This window comes from Caldibacillus sp. 210928-DFI.2.18, from assembly GCF_020554505.1.
Taxonomy (GTDB): Bacteria; Bacillota; Bacilli; order Bacillales; family Caldibacillaceae; genus Caldifermentibacillus; species Caldifermentibacillus hisashii.
In genome coordinates this window covers 107,103-126,570 of sequence record NZ_JAJCHL010000002.1, presented here as the reverse complement: position 1 = coordinate 126,570, position 19,468 = coordinate 107,103, and the positions used below count along the sequence as shown (strand labels likewise).

At 36.5% G+C, this 19,468-nt stretch carries 18 protein-coding genes; 13 read left to right on the top strand and 5 right to left on the bottom strand.

The features are described from left to right. The first annotated feature begins 94 nt into the window (after positions 1-94). Both LIZ98_RS01390 and LIZ98_RS01385 read left to right on the top strand, forming a co-directional pair. A complete protein-coding gene (locus LIZ98_RS01390; RefSeq protein ID WP_227138688.1) occupies positions 95-622 on the top strand; it encodes a peptidyl-prolyl cis-trans isomerase in 528 nt (175 codons plus the stop codon). 200 nt (positions 623-822) lie between these two features. After that, positions 823-1,440, top strand: coding sequence for a YhcN/YlaJ family sporulation lipoprotein (locus LIZ98_RS01385; protein WP_034769518.1), 618 nt, complete (start codon positions 823-825; stop codon positions 1,438-1,440). A gap of 78 nt (positions 1,441-1,518) precedes the next feature. Here LIZ98_RS01385 and LIZ98_RS01380 read toward each other — a convergent pair whose 3' ends face one another. Further along, positions 1,519-1,719 carry a YlaI family protein gene (locus LIZ98_RS01380; RefSeq protein ID WP_034769567.1) on the bottom strand — a complete coding sequence of 67 codons (201 nt, stop codon included), beginning with the start codon at positions 1,717-1,719 and terminating at the stop codon, positions 1,519-1,521. Positions 1,720-1,812: 93 nt separating this feature from the next. Beyond that, positions 1,813-2,118 carry a YlaH-like family protein gene (locus LIZ98_RS01375; protein WP_375293554.1) on the bottom strand — a complete coding sequence of 102 codons (306 nt, stop codon included), beginning with the start codon at positions 2,116-2,118 and terminating at the stop codon, positions 1,813-1,815. A gap of 349 nt (positions 2,119-2,467) precedes the next feature. On the opposite strand from LIZ98_RS01375, the gene LIZ98_RS01370 reads away from it, so the two are divergent. Beyond that, on the top strand, positions 2,468-3,808 hold the full coding sequence (locus tag LIZ98_RS01370; protein WP_227138689.1) for a DNA cytosine methyltransferase: 1,341 nt from the start codon (positions 2,468-2,470) through the stop codon (positions 3,806-3,808). A gap of 176 nt (positions 3,809-3,984) precedes the next feature. Here LIZ98_RS01370 and LIZ98_RS01365 read toward each other — a convergent pair whose 3' ends face one another. Next, on the bottom strand, positions 3,985-4,752 hold the full coding sequence (locus tag LIZ98_RS01365) for a PmeII family type II restriction endonuclease (protein ID WP_227138690.1): 768 nt from the start codon (positions 4,750-4,752) through the stop codon (positions 3,985-3,987). 675 nt (positions 4,753-5,427) lie between these two features. Here LIZ98_RS01365 and LIZ98_RS01360 point away from each other — a divergent pair. The 3 genes from LIZ98_RS01360 to pyc all read left to right on the top strand — a co-directional run bounded on the left by LIZ98_RS01360 (position 5,428) and on the right by pyc (position 10,728). Beyond that, positions 5,428-5,712 (top strand): Fpa/YlaN family protein, encoded by a 285-nt coding sequence (locus LIZ98_RS01360; protein WP_034769522.1) that lies wholly within the window; start codon positions 5,428-5,430, stop codon positions 5,710-5,712. Between the two features lie 237 nt (positions 5,713-5,949). Next, positions 5,950-7,131 (top strand): FtsW/RodA/SpoVE family cell cycle protein, encoded by a 1,182-nt coding sequence (locus LIZ98_RS01355; protein ID WP_227138691.1) that lies wholly within the window; start codon positions 5,950-5,952, stop codon positions 7,129-7,131. Between the two features lie 165 nt (positions 7,132-7,296). After that, complete coding sequence (gene pyc, locus LIZ98_RS01350; protein ID WP_227138692.1) at positions 7,297-10,728, top strand: pyruvate carboxylase; 3,432 nt, start codon at positions 7,297-7,299, stop codon at positions 10,726-10,728. Between the two features lie 28 nt (positions 10,729-10,756). Here pyc and LIZ98_RS01345 read toward each other — a convergent pair whose 3' ends face one another. Beyond that, entirely contained in the window at positions 10,757-11,707 is a 951-nt protein-coding gene (locus tag LIZ98_RS01345; protein ID WP_041845536.1) for a COX15/CtaA family protein, read from the bottom strand. Positions 11,708-12,020: 313 nt separating this feature from the next. Between LIZ98_RS01345 and cyoE the strand changes: the two genes are divergently transcribed. The 7 genes from cyoE to LIZ98_RS01310 all read left to right on the top strand — a co-directional run bounded on the left by cyoE (position 12,021) and on the right by LIZ98_RS01310 (position 18,980). Beyond that, positions 12,021-12,932, top strand: a complete 912-nt coding sequence (gene cyoE, locus LIZ98_RS01340; protein WP_043988482.1) for a heme o synthase — start codon at positions 12,021-12,023, stop codon at positions 12,930-12,932. Between the two features lie 167 nt (positions 12,933-13,099). Further along, on the top strand, positions 13,100-14,170 hold the full coding sequence (gene coxB / locus LIZ98_RS01335) for a cytochrome c oxidase subunit II (protein ID WP_227138693.1): 1,071 nt from the start codon (positions 13,100-13,102) through the stop codon (positions 14,168-14,170). Between the two features lie 28 nt (positions 14,171-14,198). Beyond that, positions 14,199-16,085 (top strand): cytochrome c oxidase subunit I, encoded by a 1,887-nt coding sequence (gene ctaD, locus LIZ98_RS01330; RefSeq protein ID WP_034769534.1) that lies wholly within the window; start codon positions 14,199-14,201, stop codon positions 16,083-16,085. Further along, a complete protein-coding gene (locus tag LIZ98_RS01325) occupies positions 16,082-16,711 on the top strand; it encodes a cytochrome (ubi)quinol oxidase subunit III (protein ID WP_034769536.1) in 630 nt (209 codons plus the stop codon). Before ctaD ends, LIZ98_RS01325 begins: the two co-directional genes overlap by 4 nt. Positions 16,712-16,713: 2 nt before the next feature. Beyond that, positions 16,714-17,049: a cytochrome c oxidase subunit IVB gene (gene ctaF, locus LIZ98_RS01320; protein WP_227138694.1), complete on the top strand. Its 336-nt coding sequence runs from the start codon at positions 16,714-16,716 to the stop codon at positions 17,047-17,049. Between the two features lie 518 nt (positions 17,050-17,567). Next, entirely contained in the window at positions 17,568-18,461 is an 894-nt protein-coding gene (gene ctaG / locus LIZ98_RS01315) for a cytochrome c oxidase assembly factor CtaG (protein WP_034769539.1), read from the top strand. Between the two features lie 54 nt (positions 18,462-18,515). Next, entirely contained in the window at positions 18,516-18,980 is a 465-nt protein-coding gene (locus tag LIZ98_RS01310; protein WP_034769541.1) for a DUF420 domain-containing protein, read from the top strand. A gap of 47 nt (positions 18,981-19,027) precedes the next feature. Here LIZ98_RS01310 and LIZ98_RS01305 read toward each other — a convergent pair whose 3' ends face one another. Beyond that, entirely contained in the window at positions 19,028-19,399 is a 372-nt protein-coding gene (locus LIZ98_RS01305; protein WP_034769544.1) for a YugN family protein, read from the bottom strand. Positions 19,400-19,468: the final 69 nt, after the last annotated feature.

Genomic DNA, 19,468 nt, shown 5'->3' with positions numbered 1-19,468 from the left:
GTTTTCTTTATAATTCGTACATTTAATAGAATGGAAATCATACTATGTGACAACTTTTCTTTTCATCGGTATACTTTAAACGAAGACCATTTTGATGAAATTATTTTTGAGTGAAGGAGCGACAGCATTGGGACAAATTATTGAAATTAAAGGAAAAGTAAAGTTTAAAATTACTTTAGATCCGGGCGTATGGATTTTTGACGATCGCCGCATTGATTTAGATACATATTTTGCGGGAAAAAACATAAATGAATCAGATATTCCATATGAAGAAAAACTATCCCATTATTGGGACCGGGAGATCAGGGAAGGCTCTGTATCACCACCAACTTTAAAAACAGAAAAAAAATATGAAAAGGAAAAATTGCTAACAGGGACATTTGGAATTATTTTTGAACCATTTCTCAATAATGCCGAGCCATTACCGGAAGCGACAAAATTAGTCATTGAAACAAAAACTGACAAAGTGACGATTCCACTTAATGAAGCAAAAGATCTCATCTTTAAATTTTCTGAAAATGGAAGCCCTTTAAAAGCAAATGGACCCGTTCACATTTTATTCAAAGACGGATCAAATTTGGACAATCCTATTACAGATGTTCTTGCGTTAATCATTGAATAAAATGAATATCCTCTATCATTTCGTTGTTCATGTATAAAAAAATACGTTTTGACAAATTATACTAAATAAAGTGAAACCCAATCAGAAGTTAAAACGTGTTAGTCGGAAAATTTTCAGATTGAATGGAAGCGTTCCGGAGAAATCCGGATTTGCATTCTCCCGCTTAGAAAAGACAACAATGACTTGATAGAGGTGACATCATGAAAAAAATAATCATATTTATTATTTGTTTATTTTCTGTTTTTCAATTAAGTGGATGCCGTCAAAATAATGGGGTAACAGATACCTCCGATAATAATCGCAGTCAATATATGAACGTTAAAAATTCGAGTATAAATGAAGTAAGGAAGGAAGACAGTGAAGAAATATCCAACCATTTGGCAAATTTAGCGGCAGATGTCCCCAATGTAAATAATGCGACAGCGGTAGCACTTGGGAAATTTGCTGTCGTTGGAATTGACGTTGACAAAGATTTAGATCGTTCGAAAGTGGGTTCGATAAAATATTCTGTTGCTGAAGCACTAAAAAAGGATCCTTATGGTGCTAATGCGGTTGTCGTTGCTGATCCGGATTTTTTTGCCCGCATCGATGAAATTAGAAATGATATTCAAGATGGAAGGCCCGTTCAAGGTGTCCTAAATGAATTATCTGATATTGTTGGCCGTCTTATGCCGGAAGTGCCGGGAGACCTACAGGATCCAAGCATCGAAAATCGTACCGAAGAACCGAAACAAGAAACGGATGGACAAAAAGATGCAAAAAAACTTAACAATCAGCAAAACAAACAATCAAATCATTATAAAGATAATAACCAATGATTGGAGATGTATTACACTAAAAACCGGGACAGGCCTATCCCGGTTTTCTTGAAATATTTTTTAACTTTTTGCCAGTCCTCACCATTCATCATCTCTATGAACAGATCGGTACAACCTAAATTTTCCGGTTGATATTCTCGCTTCCGTACGCTCTTTAATTCGATCATGACATGCCTGACACATATATGTATGGATCGGACGATTTCTCAATTTTTTTGCAAGCGGTAATTCGTCATCAATTTCCTCGATTTTATCGCATATCACACATTGTACTTTCATTGCTTCCTCCAAAACAATACGCTTTTTCAGTATAAAACCATTATACCATACCATTTTGAACCGTATCCAAATATCAAGTGTCAAACATCATTATTATTGAACAGCTTTATTTTGGTCAAACTTCCTGCGAACTCGATAAATAGTTAAAACAAGGCAAATGACTACTAAACCTTCTGCTACAGGTAAAAATGTACCTAAAAAGCTCAAAATCGTACAGCCTAACAATAGAAAAGCGTAAATGATTAAAGACTTTAATAATGGCAATTTTTGGGCAAAACCAAGTTTATAAGCGGCAATGCTTAAAAGTACAATGGTACTGTAAAGAAGCCACATACCTATTTCCGGATTTTCATCAACTTTGTATAATGCCGCAAAAAAAGAAAGACGATTCTCTAACAACCCCATTCCCCCCAAAACAACAGCTTAATTTTACAAATTGTATTATTTCTATTATCATACATGACACAGACAGATTTGTAAAAAAACTCTTTTCCATTCACAACACAAAAAATAAGTTATCCACATTTTTATAAAAATTGGCAAATTTGGTTTTTTTTATTCGTGGATAAATTTAACTGAAATATTTTTTTCAATTTGGATAAGTCATATTTTCACAATACTACCAAAAATTTAAAAAACACTTCTCAAAGCTGCTTTTCTATAATAATGGTTGACTTAAAATGGATATTCATTCATAATAACCATATAAAAGTTAAATTTATTTTTAACTTAAAGGAGGGTTATTGACTTGACTTATACAATCAGTAAGGAAAAGGTAAGATTACATATGAAAAGAAATAGTATATCTACACAAAAGCAGTTAGCAGATCAACTAGGCATTAGCAAAAGTCAGCTTTCAATGATACTCTCTCCAAATTTTAATCCTATTAAATCCAATGCAATGAAACTATGTGAGCTCTTGGGTGTAAACTTTGAGGATATAATAGAATCAGAACAGTTAGAATTACCCCTGAATAGTACAGATCTTTTAAAGAAGTCTCAAGAGAAAGAAATCAATACAGCAGATTTTGAGGGGCATGACTTTGTAGAAGTTAGAGGGATAAAACCAAATAAAGACTATTCCGTTGTTGAACTATTTGCGGGAGCAGGAGGTCTGGCTCTTGGTCTTGAAATGGCTGGCTTCCATGCTAAGGGTCTTGTAGAGCTTGATAAACATGCCTGTCAGACTCTAAAAAAAAATAGACCTAATTGGAATGTTGTTGAGGAGAATGTAATAAAGATTGCTGAGCAAGGCATCAGAAACTTTTTTGATGTTCCTATAGGAGAACTTGACCTATTATCAGGAGGCTATCCTTGTCAAGCTTTCAGTTATGCAGGAAAGAAGATGGGGTTATCTGATGCTAGAGGAACACTTTTTTACTATTATGCGCAAATATTAAAACAGCTAATGCCAAAGATGTTCCTAGCTGAAAATGTTAAAGGATTAGTAAATCATGATAATGGCAGAACATTAGCTCTGATGATAAAAGTATTTTCTGACATTGGTTATACTGTTAAATGGCATGTATTAAGAGCATTAGATTATGATGTAGCTCAAAAAAGGGAAAGAATTGTAATCATCGGAATTAGAAATGATTTAGTTAAAAAGTATAATCTTGAATACTATTTACCTAAACCTTATGGATATGAGCTTACTTTAAGGGATGTTCTCAAGGATGTTCCTCCATCTGATGGGGCTAAATATCCTGAGTCTAAAAAGAAAGTTTTAGACCTTGTACCTCCCGGGGGATATTGGAGAGACCTCCCTGAAGAAGTAGCTAAGGATTACATGGGCAAAAGTTATTACTCAGGAGGAGGTAGAACAGGAATGGCTAGAAGATTATCATGGGATGAGCCATCTCTAACATTAACCTGCTCACCCGCTCAGAAACAAACTGAGAGATGTCATCCTGATGAAACTAGACCATTAACAGTTAGGGAATATGCAAGAATACAAAGTTTTCCCGATAGTTGGGAGTTTGAGTGCTCAACAGCTAATGCTTATAAGCAAATAGGAAATGCTGTTCCTGTAAACATGGCTAAGGCTGTAGGGTTATCCATTATAAATGTATTGAATCAAATTAAATAAATTGGAGTCAGTTCAGCTTCGATAAATTTATTAGTTGGACTGATTGTCATATTACTAGCTGAGAAGTATCCATCAGATATAGGATTTTTGATGAGGCTATAGCTGAATTACAAAATTGGATAGAGAATTAAAAAGAAATAAAAGGGGATGGATGCTTTAATTACATCCCCCCCTTCTTAAAAATTATACTTTTCTGTATCCTCAGCAACTAGCTTCTTTTCAACTTTAGATTCTAACTTTTTAGGTTTAAGGCTCTCCTCAATCTCTATAGCAAGGGAGTTAATTACTTTATCCATTAATTCAGAGCCATCATACTCTGAGGCAACCTCTCCAATAGCACCAGTAAGTCTATCGTAAAAGTCCTCTTCACCAGTAAGCCTATACCAAAACTCAGCCCCAACAATGACAGGGTATTCTTGATTAATTTTTTTATAATGCCCACTTAGCTCCTTAGGAGTTCCGTAAAATACCCCGACTATAAGGTCATTTAATCCAACGCTAAGGTTATTAGTTCTAGCAAGATTTTTTACTCCCGCAAAATGACCTTTTATTGTTTCTACATCATCTTTATTAATTGTATTTGGACCCGCCTTAATTTGGCAATATTTTCTCCTGCCATCCAACTTATCAATAAATTCAATGTCAATCCCTGATGTAGTTGATGCAAAGCCCTCTAAGACCTCACTACAAAACTTTTGCAGCTTGTTACCAAAAGTTGTATTTATAGATGTACCTAAAACTCTTGGATAAATGAGAGCTTTTGCAATACTTTTGGGGTCAGCATTACCAGTTAAAAAACTAGCCTTATACTTGTCTAAAAAAGGATTAAGATTGAATTCCTTTAACTTAGTTAGTTTTTCAGTATTGGCAATATGGCTAGGAGCAATTTCCTTTCTAAAAAACTCTTTTGCTTTTTCAATAATTTCATCATATTGACTACTCACTTTTATCCCTTCTTTCTTTGCTCGAATAGGTAAATATACTCTTTATTTCAATATTACTATTTTCATTTCATAAACGAAAGTCGTATTTTGCAAAAAGTATTCATAATCGGCTTTCTCCCAACACGGGCATGAAAATAGTTTTTTCTATCCACTTCTTGAATAGCATAAATGCTTCGGATCATTTACTCCATGCTTATAAGCAAAGAGGTTTACCAAAACAAATTGGATAATTTATCCAAAAAAATTTCTCGGGTAGCTCTGCTTTATATTTTTTTTGTTAAATTTACTACCATCTCTTCCTCAATATACAGGTGGAGTCTCAGACAGTTATTTTACTCAACATTCGCAGTATAAAAGTTGAGGCTAAACCTTACTCTTCTTTATGTAATGGCTCTTTAAATAGGTTCCCTAGCAACAGACATAATAATAAATGAAAAGACACCTTCCTTTTTAACGAAAACACTACCAGTAGAAGATATCATCACTTATATGATAACGGATAAACAATCAAACTTGCAAGACTATAATCTTCCATATTAGGAGCTTTTTTAAGATGTTTTTTCCTTGAATGCATTTATTAATTTTATGAATGCTATTATCTCTTGTTTTCCTTGCATTTTTCTTGTTTAGAAGGTAGAATTTTAACAAGAATGGTTTTCTTGTAAGGGGGGAATGATGGTGGCGTCTGAAATGAAATTAGATCATCGGGAGAAAGCCTATCTTTTGTTGCAATCGTATGCGGATAAGATTATTAAGCTTATCCAAGTTCAAATGGATCACTTAACGATGCCCCAATGCCCATTATATGAAGAAGTATTAGATACGCAAATGTTTGGTCTTTCCCGTCAAATAGATTTTGCCGTAAAACTCGGGCTCGTCGATGAACAAGATGGTAAGAACTTATTAGATTCAGTTGAACGGAAACTATCTGCTCTGCATGAAGCTTCGTTGAAAAAGTAATAACGATTCATAGCTCAAACAGTTGAACGGCCAATTGTTTGGGTTTTTTTATAGGATATGTATAAAAATACTGGTTAAAACCTTTGGACAAGTATTACTGTTCGCTCCCCGGCAATTCGCCTTTTTCAGATAAACTGTTAAAATAAATATATTCTTTAGTCAATAGAGTGTCTTTATGAATGGAACAAGACATAACAAAAGGATAGAATATTCATTTAAAAGATTGGAAGAGAAAGTATGCTAAAAAAAAGATTGAAGTCATATGATTACTCCATCCTTGTTGTTTATTTACTTGTCAGCATTTTTGGATTGATCATGGTATATAGCGCCAGTATGGTTACTGCCATTCAGCTCTATGATCTGAGCAGTACGTATTTTTTTAATCGCCAACTAATTAATTTACTGATTGCTATTGTCGCTTTTGCGTTTGCGGCAATTATTCCTTACAAAAAATTAAAATCAACTGGTTTTATTCAATTGATCTTTTTTGGTTCTATCGTTGTCCTGATGTTCGTCCTTTTTATGGGGAGTAATGTCAATAATGCAACCAGTTGGTTGAGAGTTGGCGTTAGGAACATTCAGCCGGCCGAATTTGTCAAATTAGGAACAATAATCTATTTATCGGCTGTTTATGCCAAAAAGCAACCATACATAAATGATTTTAATAAAGGAGTCATCCCCCCGATAGTTTTTCTAGTGTTTGTTACATTTTTAATTGTGTTGCAACCTGACCTTGGTACGGCAGCCATTGTTTTTTCAACGGGCATGCTCATTGTATTTTGTTCGGGTATGAATTGGAAAAATCTAGGACGTCTGCTGTTACTAGGTGCTATCTTTATTGCTGTTTTTTCACCGCTTATTTTATGGAAGCATGATGATATATTTACAGAGGAGCGAATGGGTCGTTTATATAGTTTTCGAGATCCTTTTAAGTATGAAGTAGATGAAGGATTGCAATTAGTCAACTCCTATTTGGCCCTTGGATCCGGCGGTTGGAGTGGCGTCGGTTTAGGAAAAAGCATTCAAAAATTAGGATTTTTACCGGAAGCACACACGGATTTTATAATGGCTATTATTGCCGAAGAACTGGGCGTTTTTGGTGTTGTTTTTGTTATTTTAAGCTTGGGGTACCTGATATTAAAAGGTTTTTATATTGGCATGAAATCGAAGGATCCTTTTGGAAGTTTATTGGCTTTTGGAATATCCGGAATGATCGGGATTCAAATGTTCATTAATCTCGGTGGCGTTTCGGGGATGATTCCCATTACGGGGGTCACGTTACCGTTTATTAGTTACGGGGGTTCCTCTCTTTTTATTTTGTCACTTTCCCTGGGGTTATTGATGAATATATCAAGTTACGCCAATCTCGAGCATGAACGGAATATTAAAAGCACGATTGAAAATAAAAAATCAAGATAATTATTTAATAAATTTATATTTTTTCCCAAACATTTTGTGGTATTATATATGAATATAAAAAACTGGTAGGGTTAACACTATTGGTCTACCAACTTTATCTAAAATTAGTTTTCTTAATTTGATTACTTTTCATTTTTAAAGCAAGAGAGAATGAGGTGGGAATTAATGGTCAAAATCAAAAAATTACTCGTAGCCAATCGGGGTGAAATTGCCATTCGAATTTTTCGAGCCTGTACCGAGTTAGGAATACGGACGGTGGCAATTTATTCAAAAGAAGATGCAGGGTCGTATCACCGTTATAAAGCAGACGAAGCCTATTTGGTCGGGGAAGGGAAAAAACCGATTGATGCCTATCTGGATATTGAAGGAATCATCCGTATTGCCAAACAAAATGAGGTGGACGCGATCCATCCGGGTTATGGATTTCTTTCGGAAAATATCGAATTTGCCCGAAGATGTCAAGAAGAGGGGATTATCTTTGTCGGTCCAAAAAGTGAGCACTTGGACATTTTTGGGGATAAAGTAAAAGCCCGACTTGCTGCTCAGAAGGCGAATATTCCTGTTGTTCCTGGAAGAGAAGTTGCAACTGAAGACGATATTCGCCAATTTGCCCAAGAACATGGGTTCCCGATTATTATTAAAGCTGCGATGGGCGGCGGCGGTAAAGGGATGCGCATCGTCCAAACAGAAAATGAACTTTCCGAAAATTTCCAGAGGGCAAAATCGGAAGCAAAAACATCATTCGGTAGTGATGAAGTATATGTTGAGAAATTTATTATCAATCCAAAACATATAGAAGTTCAAATATTGGCTGATACAAAAGGAAATATTATCCATCTTTATGAAAGGGATTGCTCCGTTCAACGACGTCATCAAAAGGTGGTAGAAATTGCTCCATCGGTATCATTAAGCAAAAAATTGCGTGATGAGATCTGTGATGCAGCTGTTCGACTTATGAGAGATGCCAAATACATCAATGCCGGAACAGTGGAATTTCTCGTATCCGAGGGTCGTTTTTATTTTATTGAAGTAAATCCCCGTATTCAAGTTGAACATACAATCACGGAAATGATAACGGGTGTAGATATTGTCCAATCACAAATTTTGATTGCGGAAGGACATGCCCTACATGGGGATATGATTGCCATTCCGCAACAGGAAGCGATTCAGACGAATGGATATGCCATTCAGTGTCGGATTACAACAGAAGATCCGCTTAATCATTTTTTACCGGATACTGGAAAGATAACAGTCTATCGTTCAAGCGGCGGGTTCGGTGTTCGCCTTGATGCGGGAAATGCTTTCCAGGGGGCGATCATTTCACCTTATTATGATTCATTACTGGTAAAAGTCTCGACTTGGGGTTTCACATTCGAAAAAGCAGCTGCAAAGATGGAACGAAATTTGCGGGAATTTCGTATTCGTGGCATCAAAACAAATATTGCTTTTTTAATTAATGTTATGAAGCACCCGAAATTTTTAAACGGTGAATATGATACATCTTTCATCGATACAACACCTGAATTATTTCAATTTCCGATTGCGAAAGACAGGGGTACCAAACTGCTAACCTACATTGGTGATGTTACGGTGAATGGCTTTCCAGGAATCGGAAAAGGGAAGAAACCTATTTTTACAGCACCTAGAATCCCTGAAGTTAAAAATCTTGAACAACCAATCCAAGGGACGAAACAAATTCTTGATCAATACGGTCCGGACGGTTTAGTTAAATGGCTGAAAAATCAAGATAAGGTTCTTTTAACAGATACGACATTTCGGGATGCCCATCAGTCACTTCTTGCAACAAGACTAAGAACATATGATATGGTAAAAATTGCGGAACCGACGCAAAGCTTGTTACCGGACTTGTTTTCATTGGAAATGTGGGGCGGTGCTACGTTTGATGTCAGCTATCGTTTCTTAAAAGAAGATCCATGGGAAAGGCTACGTAAACTGAGAGAAAAAGTTCCGAACATTTTATTTCAAATGTTATTCAGAGGATCTAATGCAGTCGGTTATAAAAACTATCCGGATAATGTTATAGAGGAATTTGTAAAAGTATCTGCGCATGCCGGTATTGATGTGTTCCGGATTTTCGACAGCTTAAACTGGGTGAAAGGGATGGAAATCGCCATTCAGTCTGTCCGTGATGTCGGAAAAATTGCCGAAGCTGCTATTTGCTATACAGGAGATATCCATGATCCGAGCCGTTCAAAATATAATTTAAAGTATTATTTAGATTTGGCGAAGGAGCTTGAACAACAAGGAGCCCATATATTGGCGATTAAGGATATGGCCGGACTGTTAAAGCCGGATGCTGCATATGAGCTCATTTCCGAATTGAAGGGTCATATTGATATACCGATCCATCTTCATACACATGATACAAGCGGAAATGGTATCTTTACCTATGCAAAAGCCATCGAAGCAGGTGTTGATGTTGTCGATACGGCGATCAGTTCAATGGCCGGCTTCACTAGCCAACCGAGTGCCAACTCTTTAGTATACGCCCTTGAGGGGAATAAAAGAAAACCAACCGTATCCATTCAAGGCTTAAATGAGTTAGGCAAATATTGGGAAGATATTCGGAAGTATTATCAAAGCTTCGAGAGCGGGATGAATGCACCACATCCGGAAGTTTATGAACATGAAATGCCAGGCGGACAATACAGTAACTTGCAACAGCAGGCAAAAGCAGTCGGATTGATTGACCGTTGGGAAGAAGTGAAACAGATGTACAGAAGGGTAAACTTCCTGTTTGGTGATATTGTGAAAGTTACCCCGTCTTCAAAAGTTGTCGGTGATATGGCACTATTTATGGTCCAAAATGAATTGACGGAAGAGGATATTTTTACAAAAGGAAGAACGATTGATTTTCCCGATTCGGTCATTGAATTTTTCCAAGGATATATCGGTATTCCTTATGGTGGTTTTCCAAAAGAATTACAAGAAGTTATCTTAAAAGACAGAAAACCGCTAAGCGTACGTGCAGGTGAATTGTTGGAACCGGTTAATTTCAATCAATTGAAAGAAGAACTATTCGCCGAAATGAAAGCAAAACCGACTGAGTATGATGTATTAGGCTATGCACTCTATCCAAAAGTTTTTCTTGATTATGTAAAAAGTCACCATCGATATGGAGATGTTTCTTGTATTGATACGCCCACATTCTTTTATGGTATGAGAATTGGCGAAGAATTGGAAATCGAAATAGAAAAAGGAAAAACGCTTTTTGTCAAACTTGTTTCTGTCGGCCAGGTACAACGGGATGGAACACGGATTGTTTATTTTGAATTGAATGGTCAGCCGCGTGAGGTTGCTATCCGTGATGAAAGTGTTAAGGGAGATATTGTCGAGCGGAGAAAAGCGGATCCGAAAAATGAAAATCATATCGGTGCCACGATGCCGGGAACAATTGTGAAAGTTCTGGTTGAAAAAGGAAAAAAAGTGAAAAAAGGCGAACATTTGCTTATTACTGAAGCAATGAAAATGGAAACAACTGTCCAGGCACCGTTTTCCGGTACGGTTGAAGAGGTGTGTGTACAAGATCGCGATTCAATCAAACAAGGTGATTTATTAATTGTATTAGGAAAGTAAGAAAAGCGCAGGGAGTCCTGCGCTTTTCTTAATCAATTTTATAATTAAAGTTGATTGGTCTAGTTGCATGACGGTTATTATTTTGATGGATACGGTAAACAAGAAAATTCATAAAACTTAATAGACCAAATAAGCAGGAAATAAATAATGTATGCAATAGAGCAATAAATAAATTTAATTGTGTAAATATAGTTAATGCACCGGTCGTTGCTTGCAGTAAAACAAGTATAAAGGCTAACACCCATCCGTAATAAAGGACCGGTTGATTGCGGTAATGTTTAATAGATAAAATCATTATGTAAAAAATCCATAAAAACAAAACCCCTGCCGCCAATCGATGCCCCATTTGCGCCCATTCATATAAGTTTTGCGGAAGGCCGACAACAGAATTGTTACATAAAGGCCAACTTGGACAAATCAAACTTGCTTCCATATGTCGAACAAGTGCACCGGAATAAATAACAACCAGACTATAAACGGTAACTCCAATGGTATGACGTTTCAACCGACGATCGAAATGTACGGATTGGACAGAAAACTTTTTATCAACTTCAAAGATTAGTAAAGTTAATAGGAGGACGCCGGCAAATGAAATCAGTGAAATACCAAAGTGTAAGGCTAAAAAGAAATCGGATTGTCCAAACAAAACCGTCAAAGCCCCGATAAAACTTTGAATGAGGATGAAAGCGATTGCTAAAATCGATAAAAATTTTCTTTCCGGAATGTTTGGCATATGTTTCCATGTCAATACAACTAATATGAGGACTAAGATGGAAACAATACCGGTTACAAGTCGGTGAGAAAATTCAATTAATAATTCAGCATTGATTTCATTAGGTATAAATTGACCATGACAAAGCGGCCATGAACTGCCGCAACCATCCCCTGATCCGGTTTTCGTAACCAGCGCACCACCAAGCAGTAATAACAACATACCCAGTGTTGAAAAGATGGCAAGACGTTTAATTCGACGCTGCAAAAGACTCACCTACTCCATAAAAATATAAATAATTATAAAAATTATACATGATTTTGTTGAAAAATACTGCGTAAAATAGTCCTATATACAAAATGTCACATATTTGTCACATATTTTTTGAAATATGTTCACAAAATTTCGCTACTTATGATTAAATATAAGATAAAGTGTATTTGAACCATTTACAACATAATAATCGTAATTTATCAAAGTGAAATAATAGAAATCTATTTATAAATCATATATAGTAGTGTCAGGGAATGTTTCCACGTTAAAAGGAAGGAGGGCGTTTCATGTGGGAGATACAAAAGTAATTCAGCCTGAATTTCAAAATGAAGATGTGAATGGTAAAGAGTCTAAATCGACTTTAGTTAAAGACTTTTTAGCATTAATTAAAATCGGGATTATTAATTCAAATATAATCACGGCCTTTACGGGAATTTGGCTGGCACTTTTTTATAATGGTCTTGGTTTTTTTGATCATTTAGATAAAGTGATTTTGGCAATCATAGGTACTTGGCTTGTCATTGCCGGTTCTTGTGCATTAAACAATTATATTGACCGAGATATTGATGGAAAAATGGACCGAACAAAATCACGTCCAACAGTGAACGGCCATTTTTCATCAAATTTTGCATTGACCATCGGGCTTTTGTTCGTGACATTAGGTGAACTATTTCTGTTTCAAACAACCGTAACAGCCGGCTTAATCGGAGCCTTTGGTTCATTTATATATGTTGTATTATATTCACTATGGTCAAAGCGGAGGTATACGCTGAATACGGTCATCGGGAGTTTTTCCGGAGCCGTTCCGCCGTTAATTGGTTGGGCTGCAATTGATGGCAATCTTCATATTGTCAGTTGGGTGTTGTTTCTAATCATGTTTTTATGGCAGCCACCGCATTTTTTGGCGTTGGCCATGCGAAGAACTGATGATTACCGTGATGCCGGTATTCCAATGCTTCCGGTTGTGTATGGTTTTCAAGTGACAAAAAGGCAAATCATGATTTGGATTTTTTGTTTATTACCTTTGCCGTTTTATTTACTCTCTCTCGGCATCCCGTTTGTCATATTGGCAACCATTTTAAACATCGGTTGGATTGTGCTTGGACTAACCGGGTACAAAAAACAAGACGATATGAAATGGGCAACAAAAATGTTTGTCTACTCGTTAAATTATTTAACCATTTTATTTGTTGCCATGGTCATAGCTACATTATTATAAATGTGACCTAGGTGTAAGGGGGATCATTCCCTTACACTTTACATAACTACAATAAACACGATTAATATCGTGTTTATGATAAAAAGGTATTATATCAATACCAGTACTATTCTTTTAAATTTTAAGTGTAATTATTTTAATTTAAAGAAAGAGGGGATTGATTGGGGATGAAATTTGGGCGTCTGAGTTTCTTATTCCTTCTATTGACGCTGGTTTTGGCGGGGTGTGGCGAACCGTTTTTATCAACATTAAAACCTGCCGGGGAAGTTGCTGAAACACAATTGACTTTGTTGTTTATCAGTACTTCTATAATGGTTTTAGTCATTTTAGTGGTTGTCATTATTTATTTGATTGTACTTTTTCGTTTTAGAAGGAAAAAAGGGGAAGAAAATAAAATACCGAAACAAGTCGAAGGTAGTCACAAGCTGGAAATTATTTGGACAGTGATTCCTATTCTTTTACTTTTATCTCTTTCCGTTCCTACCATTGCCGCTACTTTTAAGTTGGGCGATGTAAAGGATATGGATAAAGTGGATAAAGATGGAAACCGTGAAGCTTTAGTTGTAAATGTGCGAGCCAACTTATATTGGTGGGAATTCGAGTATCCGGACCTAGGCATTATCACTTCTCAAGATTTAGTTGTACCTACAGATGAAAAAGTATACTTCAATTTAAAAGCATCTGATGTAAAACACTCGTTTTGGGTTCCTGCTGCAGGCGGAAAGATGGATACAAATACAGATAATGAAAATAAGTTCTATTTAGTTTTTGATAAAGAGAAAGCGGACGAAGCAGGAAATTTATTTTATGGAAAATGTGCGGAGTTATGCGGCCCGTCACATGCTTATATGGACTTTAAAGTAAAAGCGGTTTCACGTGATGAATTTAATCAGTGGGCAACTGCTATGCAAAAGAATAAAGAAGAAGTACAGCCAAAAAGTGATCTGGCTAAACAAGGTCAAGAAGTATTTCAAGCGAATAATTGTATAGCATGCCATGCTGTAACCGCCAATGATGCAAGACCGGAAACAGCTCGGACAGCGCCAAATCTGGCTGATTTCGGTAACCGTACAAGAGTAGCCGGTATATTAGAATACAACGAGGAAAATTTAAAGGCATGGATTCAAAACCCGGAAAAGTTTAAACCGGGCAATCAAATGTATAAAGAGGCAAATTTATCTGAGGAAGAATTGGATGCTTTAGCAGAATATTTAATGGGTTTAAAAGTACAAGAATAATAAAGGGGAATAAAAGGGAGGTAGAACCGTGAGTAGCGTCGCAGTGAAAAAGGGGTTAGGCGCCTCTGTTTGGGAATATTTAACAACTGTCGATCATAAAAAGATTGCACATCTTTATTTAGGTACAGGTGGTTTCTTTTTCCTGCTCGGTGGAATAGAGGCACTGTTCATCCGCATTCAATTAATGAAACCAAATAATAATTTTGTTAACGAACAATTATTTAATGAAATCATGACAATGCACGGAACGACGATGATTTTTCTTGCGGCCATGCCAATATTATTTGCATTTATGAATGCGGTGGTTCCAATACAAATCGGTGCACGAGATGTTGCATTTCCGTTTTTGAATGCACTTGGCTTTTGGTTGTTTTTCTTTGGGGGTATGTTTTTAAATCTTTCCTGGTTTTTGGGTGGTGCTCCTGATGCGGGGTGGACATCGTATGCCTCGTTATCGCTACGATCAGAAGGGCATGGCATTGACTTCTATACATTAGGTTTACAAATATCCGGTTTTGGCACGCTAATATCCGGAATTAACTTTCTGGCGACAATTATTAATATGCGGGCACCGGGAATGTCATTTATGCGAATGCCGTTATTTACTTGGACGACATTTATTGCATCAGCACTTATCCTTTTAGCATTTCCGCCGTTGACAATCGGTGTATTCTTATTAATGTTTGATCGTTTGTTTGGCAGTAACTTCTTTGATGTTACGATGGGTGGAAATACAATTATCTGGGAGCATTTCTTTTGGATTTTCGGACACCCGGAAGTGTATATTTTAGTTTTACCGGCCTTTGGCATATTCTCTGAAATTATTCCAACATTCTCAAGGAAACGTTTATTTGGCTATTCATCCATGGTGTTTGCGACTGTTTTAATCGGATTTTTAGGGTTCATGGTTTGGGCACACCATATGTTTACAACCGGGTTAGGAAATGTTGCCAATGCGATTTTTGCTATTGCGACAATGGCCATTGCAGTTCCAACCGGGATTAAAATCTTTAACTGGTTATTAACGATGTGGGGTGGCAGTATTAAAATTACTGTGCCAATGTTGTATGCACTTGGCTTCATTCCCAGCTTTGTTATCGGTGGGGTTACCGGGGTCATGCAGGCAGTGGCACCTCTCGATTATCAATTACATGATACGTACTTTATTGTTGCACACTTCCACTATGTCATTATAGGCGGTGTTGTATTCGGAATTTTGGCAGCGACTCATTTTTATTGGCCAAAGATGTTTGGAACTAAACTAAGCGAAAAAATGGGATATGTTACTTTCACTTTATTTTTCATTGGCTTCCATTGTACGTTTTTTATCCAACATTTTCTCGGTTTAATGGGAATGCCGCGAAGAGTTGCAACATTTTTACCCGGACAGGGACTTGAACTTGGAAACTTAATTAGTTCAATTGGTGCTATGCTTATGGCTGTTGCGGTAATTATTTTATTATTTAATGTTGTAATAACTTCAATTAGAAATAAAAAGGTGGGTGCTGATCCGTGGGAAGACGGGCGAACTATGGAATGGGCCATTGCTTCACCGCCACCTTTCTACAATTTTAAACAAACACCGTTAGTAAGAGGTTTAGATACATGGTGGTTGGAGAAAATGGAGGGCAAAAAGGAATTAACTCCTGCTGAACCATTAGGAGATATCCACATGCCAAATAATTCGATAATTCCATTTTTCATCAGTCTTGGATTGTTTGTAGCCGCTTTTGGTGCTATGTACAATCCGTTAAATTCGGTTGGCGACGGGAAAAGTTGGGGATTACCGGTATTGATTATTGGCTTAGGTATCACGTTTGGTTCCATGTTAATTCGTTCGTTACGAGACGATTTCGGCTATCATATTCATAAAGAAGACTTGTTGGAAGATGATAAAGGGGGGAAAGTGGGATGAATGCAGAAGAAAGATATACGCCTTTGAATTGGCCGGATCATCCTGAAACCCAAACATTAGAAGGAAAAAACAAATTCCTCGGTTTTTGGCTTTTTCTGGCGGGGGAAACGGTTTTATTCGCTTCCCTCTTCGCTACTTATTTGGCGTTAAAGGATTCAGTACCCGACAGCTCTCATCCACTGGCGAAAGATCTATTTAACTTGCCTTTAGTTTTTGCCATGACAATGATTTTATTGACAAGTTCAATTACGAGCGTTTATGCCATTTACCATATGCGAAATTATCATTTTAAAAAAATGCAGGCTTGGTTTGTCATTACGGTCTTATTAGGTGCCGGCTTTTTGGCTTTAGAAATTTATGAGTTTACTCACTATGTTCATGAATATCATTTTACTTTTGGCTCAAGTGCCTTTAGTTCAGCTTATTATACGTTAGTTGGAACACACGGAGCACACGTTACATTTGGTTTATGTTGGATAATTGCTTTGTTAGTTCGAAATGCCAAACGGGGATTAAACTTATATAATGCACCAAAATATTACGTAGCCAGTTTGTATTGGCATTTTATCGACGTCGTATGGGTTTTCATCTTTACAGTTGTTTATTTGATAGGTAAGGTGGGATGAACATGGAAAATGAACAAGTGAAAAATCCAAATCTTCGTGCACACCATGACTATCGTAGAAAAAAAAGCGCCAAGGAAATGCAGGTTCAAGTTATTACTTTTGCATTGATGATATTTTTAACGATTGTTGCATTTATTGCTGTCGGAACCGGTGATTTTTCAGTCAAATTTATTATTCCGTTTATTTTGCTGTTGGCGGTTATTCAAGTTGGTTTTCAGCTTTATTATTTCATGCACGCAAGTCAAAAAGGACACGAGTTACCGATGTTCTTTATGTATTCGGCCGTGATCATTGCTTTTGTCACTGTATTGGCTTTTGTAACAATTATTTGGTGGTAAAAAATATAAGGGGATGGTCAAGACTATAATATCCATGGACACCACAATTGGATTTCTGATAAAAAAGGTTAGAAAAAAATGTGGAATGGATTTATTTCGTCAATGACCTCCCCTTTTTCCACAGAATAAAAGTAAAAAAATTGGTGGAAACCTTTGATTAAGTTTTTATTGTCCAACTCAAAGCCTTTCTAACAGAATAAGAAAGTATAAAAATACAAGTAAATAACTTGGGATTAGTTTTATTGTCTAGCTCCAAGCGCCAGCGACTAGCAAACTTCACTCCCCTCCACTACGATAAGTCAACATCGGCTCGTCCCTCGCCGTGTTTCCTTTATCTCATTGCGGGGCGCTCCAGTTTGTACGTCGCTTAGCGGGCGCTCTGCGCTTTTCTTAAAAATAATATTAAAATTTGAAGAATCACATTTATGTCATAAAGTTGTCAAATTCAATTATTCGCTACTGTAAATGAATAAAGTTATAATATATAAAAGGGTAGCGATCGATCGAGGTGTAGGCAGTTGTTTAGACTAGAGCAGTTTGGTTTTCGGGCATTATGGAGTCCTTATTTCTTTTTGTTTCTCTTGGTCTTGACACTTATATTTTTTTATGTTGCCAAAAAACAACGCCACCGGTTTGAAGGTTCGGAATTATTAACAAAAAAAGAAGGCACTCTGTTTATTTTTACCATGCTATTTTTATATATCATTAAAGGGTCTCCGATTGATCTACTTGGCCATCTTATGTTTACCTTTCATATGATACAAATGGCTTTTTTATATTTGCTGATTCCGCAACTTATTATTACAAGTGTTCCGGTATGGATGTGGAAAAAACTGCTCTCTCTACCGGTAATTAACAAAGTTTTTGCCTTTTTTACGAGACCGTTGATTGCCTTGATTGTTTTCAACGGCATGTTCTCTTTTTACCATATACCACTAATATTTGATCAAGTGAAAACGAATATATGGTACCATGCTCTGTATACAGGCATTTTATTTCTATTTGCCATTTTCATGTGGTGGCCGCTCATCAATAAAGTTGAAACGGAGAAACGTTTATCCGGTTTGAAAAAGGTCGGCTATTTATTTGCAGACAGTATATTAATTACTCCGGCATGTGCCTTGATTATTTTTAATCATACGCCCATGTATGAAACGTATACGAATATAGAAGCTTGGGTGCAGTCGCTGCATTTATGTGTACCGGCAGATGTTATCTCAACTTTGCAATTATCTGGTCCGGAGATGTTCAATCTAATGTCGGCACAGTATGATCAGCAAACCGGCGGAGTAGTTATGAAAATATTGCAGGAAATCATTTATGGCGTGATTTTATATCGAATTATGATGGATTGGTACAAAAGAGAACAAGAAGAAACCGATTCTTTTCCGATCCCCGGTAATGGTCCATAAGTAAATTTTTAGTTTAGAATATGTTAAAATTTCGTTTAGTAATGAGGTATGATTATGGGACATCTTGCATTTTTACCGACTTTAAGTACTTTATGTATTGTAATCAGTGCGATTTTTGTCGCGATTGGCTGGTATTTTATCAAACAAAGAAAAATTAATCTTCATCAAAAGATGATGATTACAGCGGCGGTATTTGCGGTTCTTTTTTTCACTATTTATGCGAGCCGTACCGTTTTTATCGGTAACACCTCTTTTGGGGGACCGGAACATATAAAAATTTATTATACGATTTTCTTGATATTTCATATTATATTGGCTACAATTGGTGCCATCCTTGGTATTCGTACGATATGGCTTGGGTGGAAGAAAATTTTGGACAAGCATCGAAAGTTAGGTCCGATAACAAGTATTGTTTGGTTTTTCACTGCCATAACCGGTGTAGTTGTTTATATTCTTCTATATGTTCTTTACCCCGGAGGAGAAACAACATCATTAATAAAAGCAATTCTTGGCTTTTAAACAAAGGATCGCTACCGTTTATTGGTAAGGCGATCCTTTGTTACCCTTTAGGATTCTATAGCTAGTGCCAGCGGTTCCAGTTCTTCTTTGACTGCCAGTAATATTTCTTTGCACTCGTTAACTAATGCATTTGGAAAATTTTCATCTTCTCCATACTCCACACCATGTGGATAGTAATACTTTCCAAGAATTGGTACTTTCAATTGGATGATTGCATCATGGGCACCAACATCTCCTGAAACAGCATAGCCTTGTACTCTTAAATAATATACATTATTATTAATAACTATTTTTCGGTCGTATGTTACTCTTTCGTAATCCCATTGTCCGGCACGAATTAAACCGTATTCTGGTAAAATTTCATCCAGAGTATTTAGATCCAATTGCAAATGTTCTAACCCCGTGTTCTCAATATACATAATTTCTCCCTCCTACATAAGTTAACAAACGGTAAACCCCATCATTATCATAATAGTTGAAAATAAGTT

Bases quoted from the DNA above. Each gene is read 5' to 3' on its own strand.
- coxB (WP_227138693.1), top strand. From the start codon at position 13,100: ATGAAATTTGGGCGTCTGAGTTTCTTATTCCTTCTATTGACGCTGGTT.
- ctaF (WP_227138694.1), top strand. From the start codon at position 16,714: ATGGAAAATGAACAAGTGAAAAATCCAAATCTTCGTGCACACCATGAC.
- LIZ98_RS01310 (WP_034769541.1), top strand. From the start codon at position 18,516: ATGGGACATCTTGCATTTTTACCGACTTTAAGTACTTTATGTATTGTA.
- LIZ98_RS01385 (WP_034769518.1), top strand. From the start codon at position 823: ATGAAAAAAATAATCATATTTATTATTTGTTTATTTTCTGTTTTTCAA.
- pyc (WP_227138692.1), top strand. From the start codon at position 7,297: ATGGTCAAAATCAAAAAATTACTCGTAGCCAATCGGGGTGAAATTGCC.
- LIZ98_RS01325 (WP_034769536.1), top strand. From the start codon at position 16,082: ATGAATGCAGAAGAAAGATATACGCCTTTGAATTGGCCGGATCATCCT.
- LIZ98_RS01360 (WP_034769522.1), top strand. From the start codon at position 5,428: ATGGTGGCGTCTGAAATGAAATTAGATCATCGGGAGAAAGCCTATCTT.
- LIZ98_RS01380 (WP_034769567.1), bottom strand. From the start codon at position 1,719: ATGAAAGTACAATGTGTGATATGCGATAAAATCGAGGAAATTGATGAC.
- LIZ98_RS01355 (WP_227138691.1), top strand. From the start codon at position 5,950: ATGCTAAAAAAAAGATTGAAGTCATATGATTACTCCATCCTTGTTGTT.
- LIZ98_RS01390 (WP_227138688.1), top strand. From the start codon at position 95: ATGAAATTATTTTTGAGTGAAGGAGCGACAGCATTGGGACAAATTATT.
- LIZ98_RS01305 (WP_034769544.1), bottom strand. From the start codon at position 19,399: ATGTATATTGAGAACACGGGGTTAGAACATTTGCAATTGGATCTAAAT.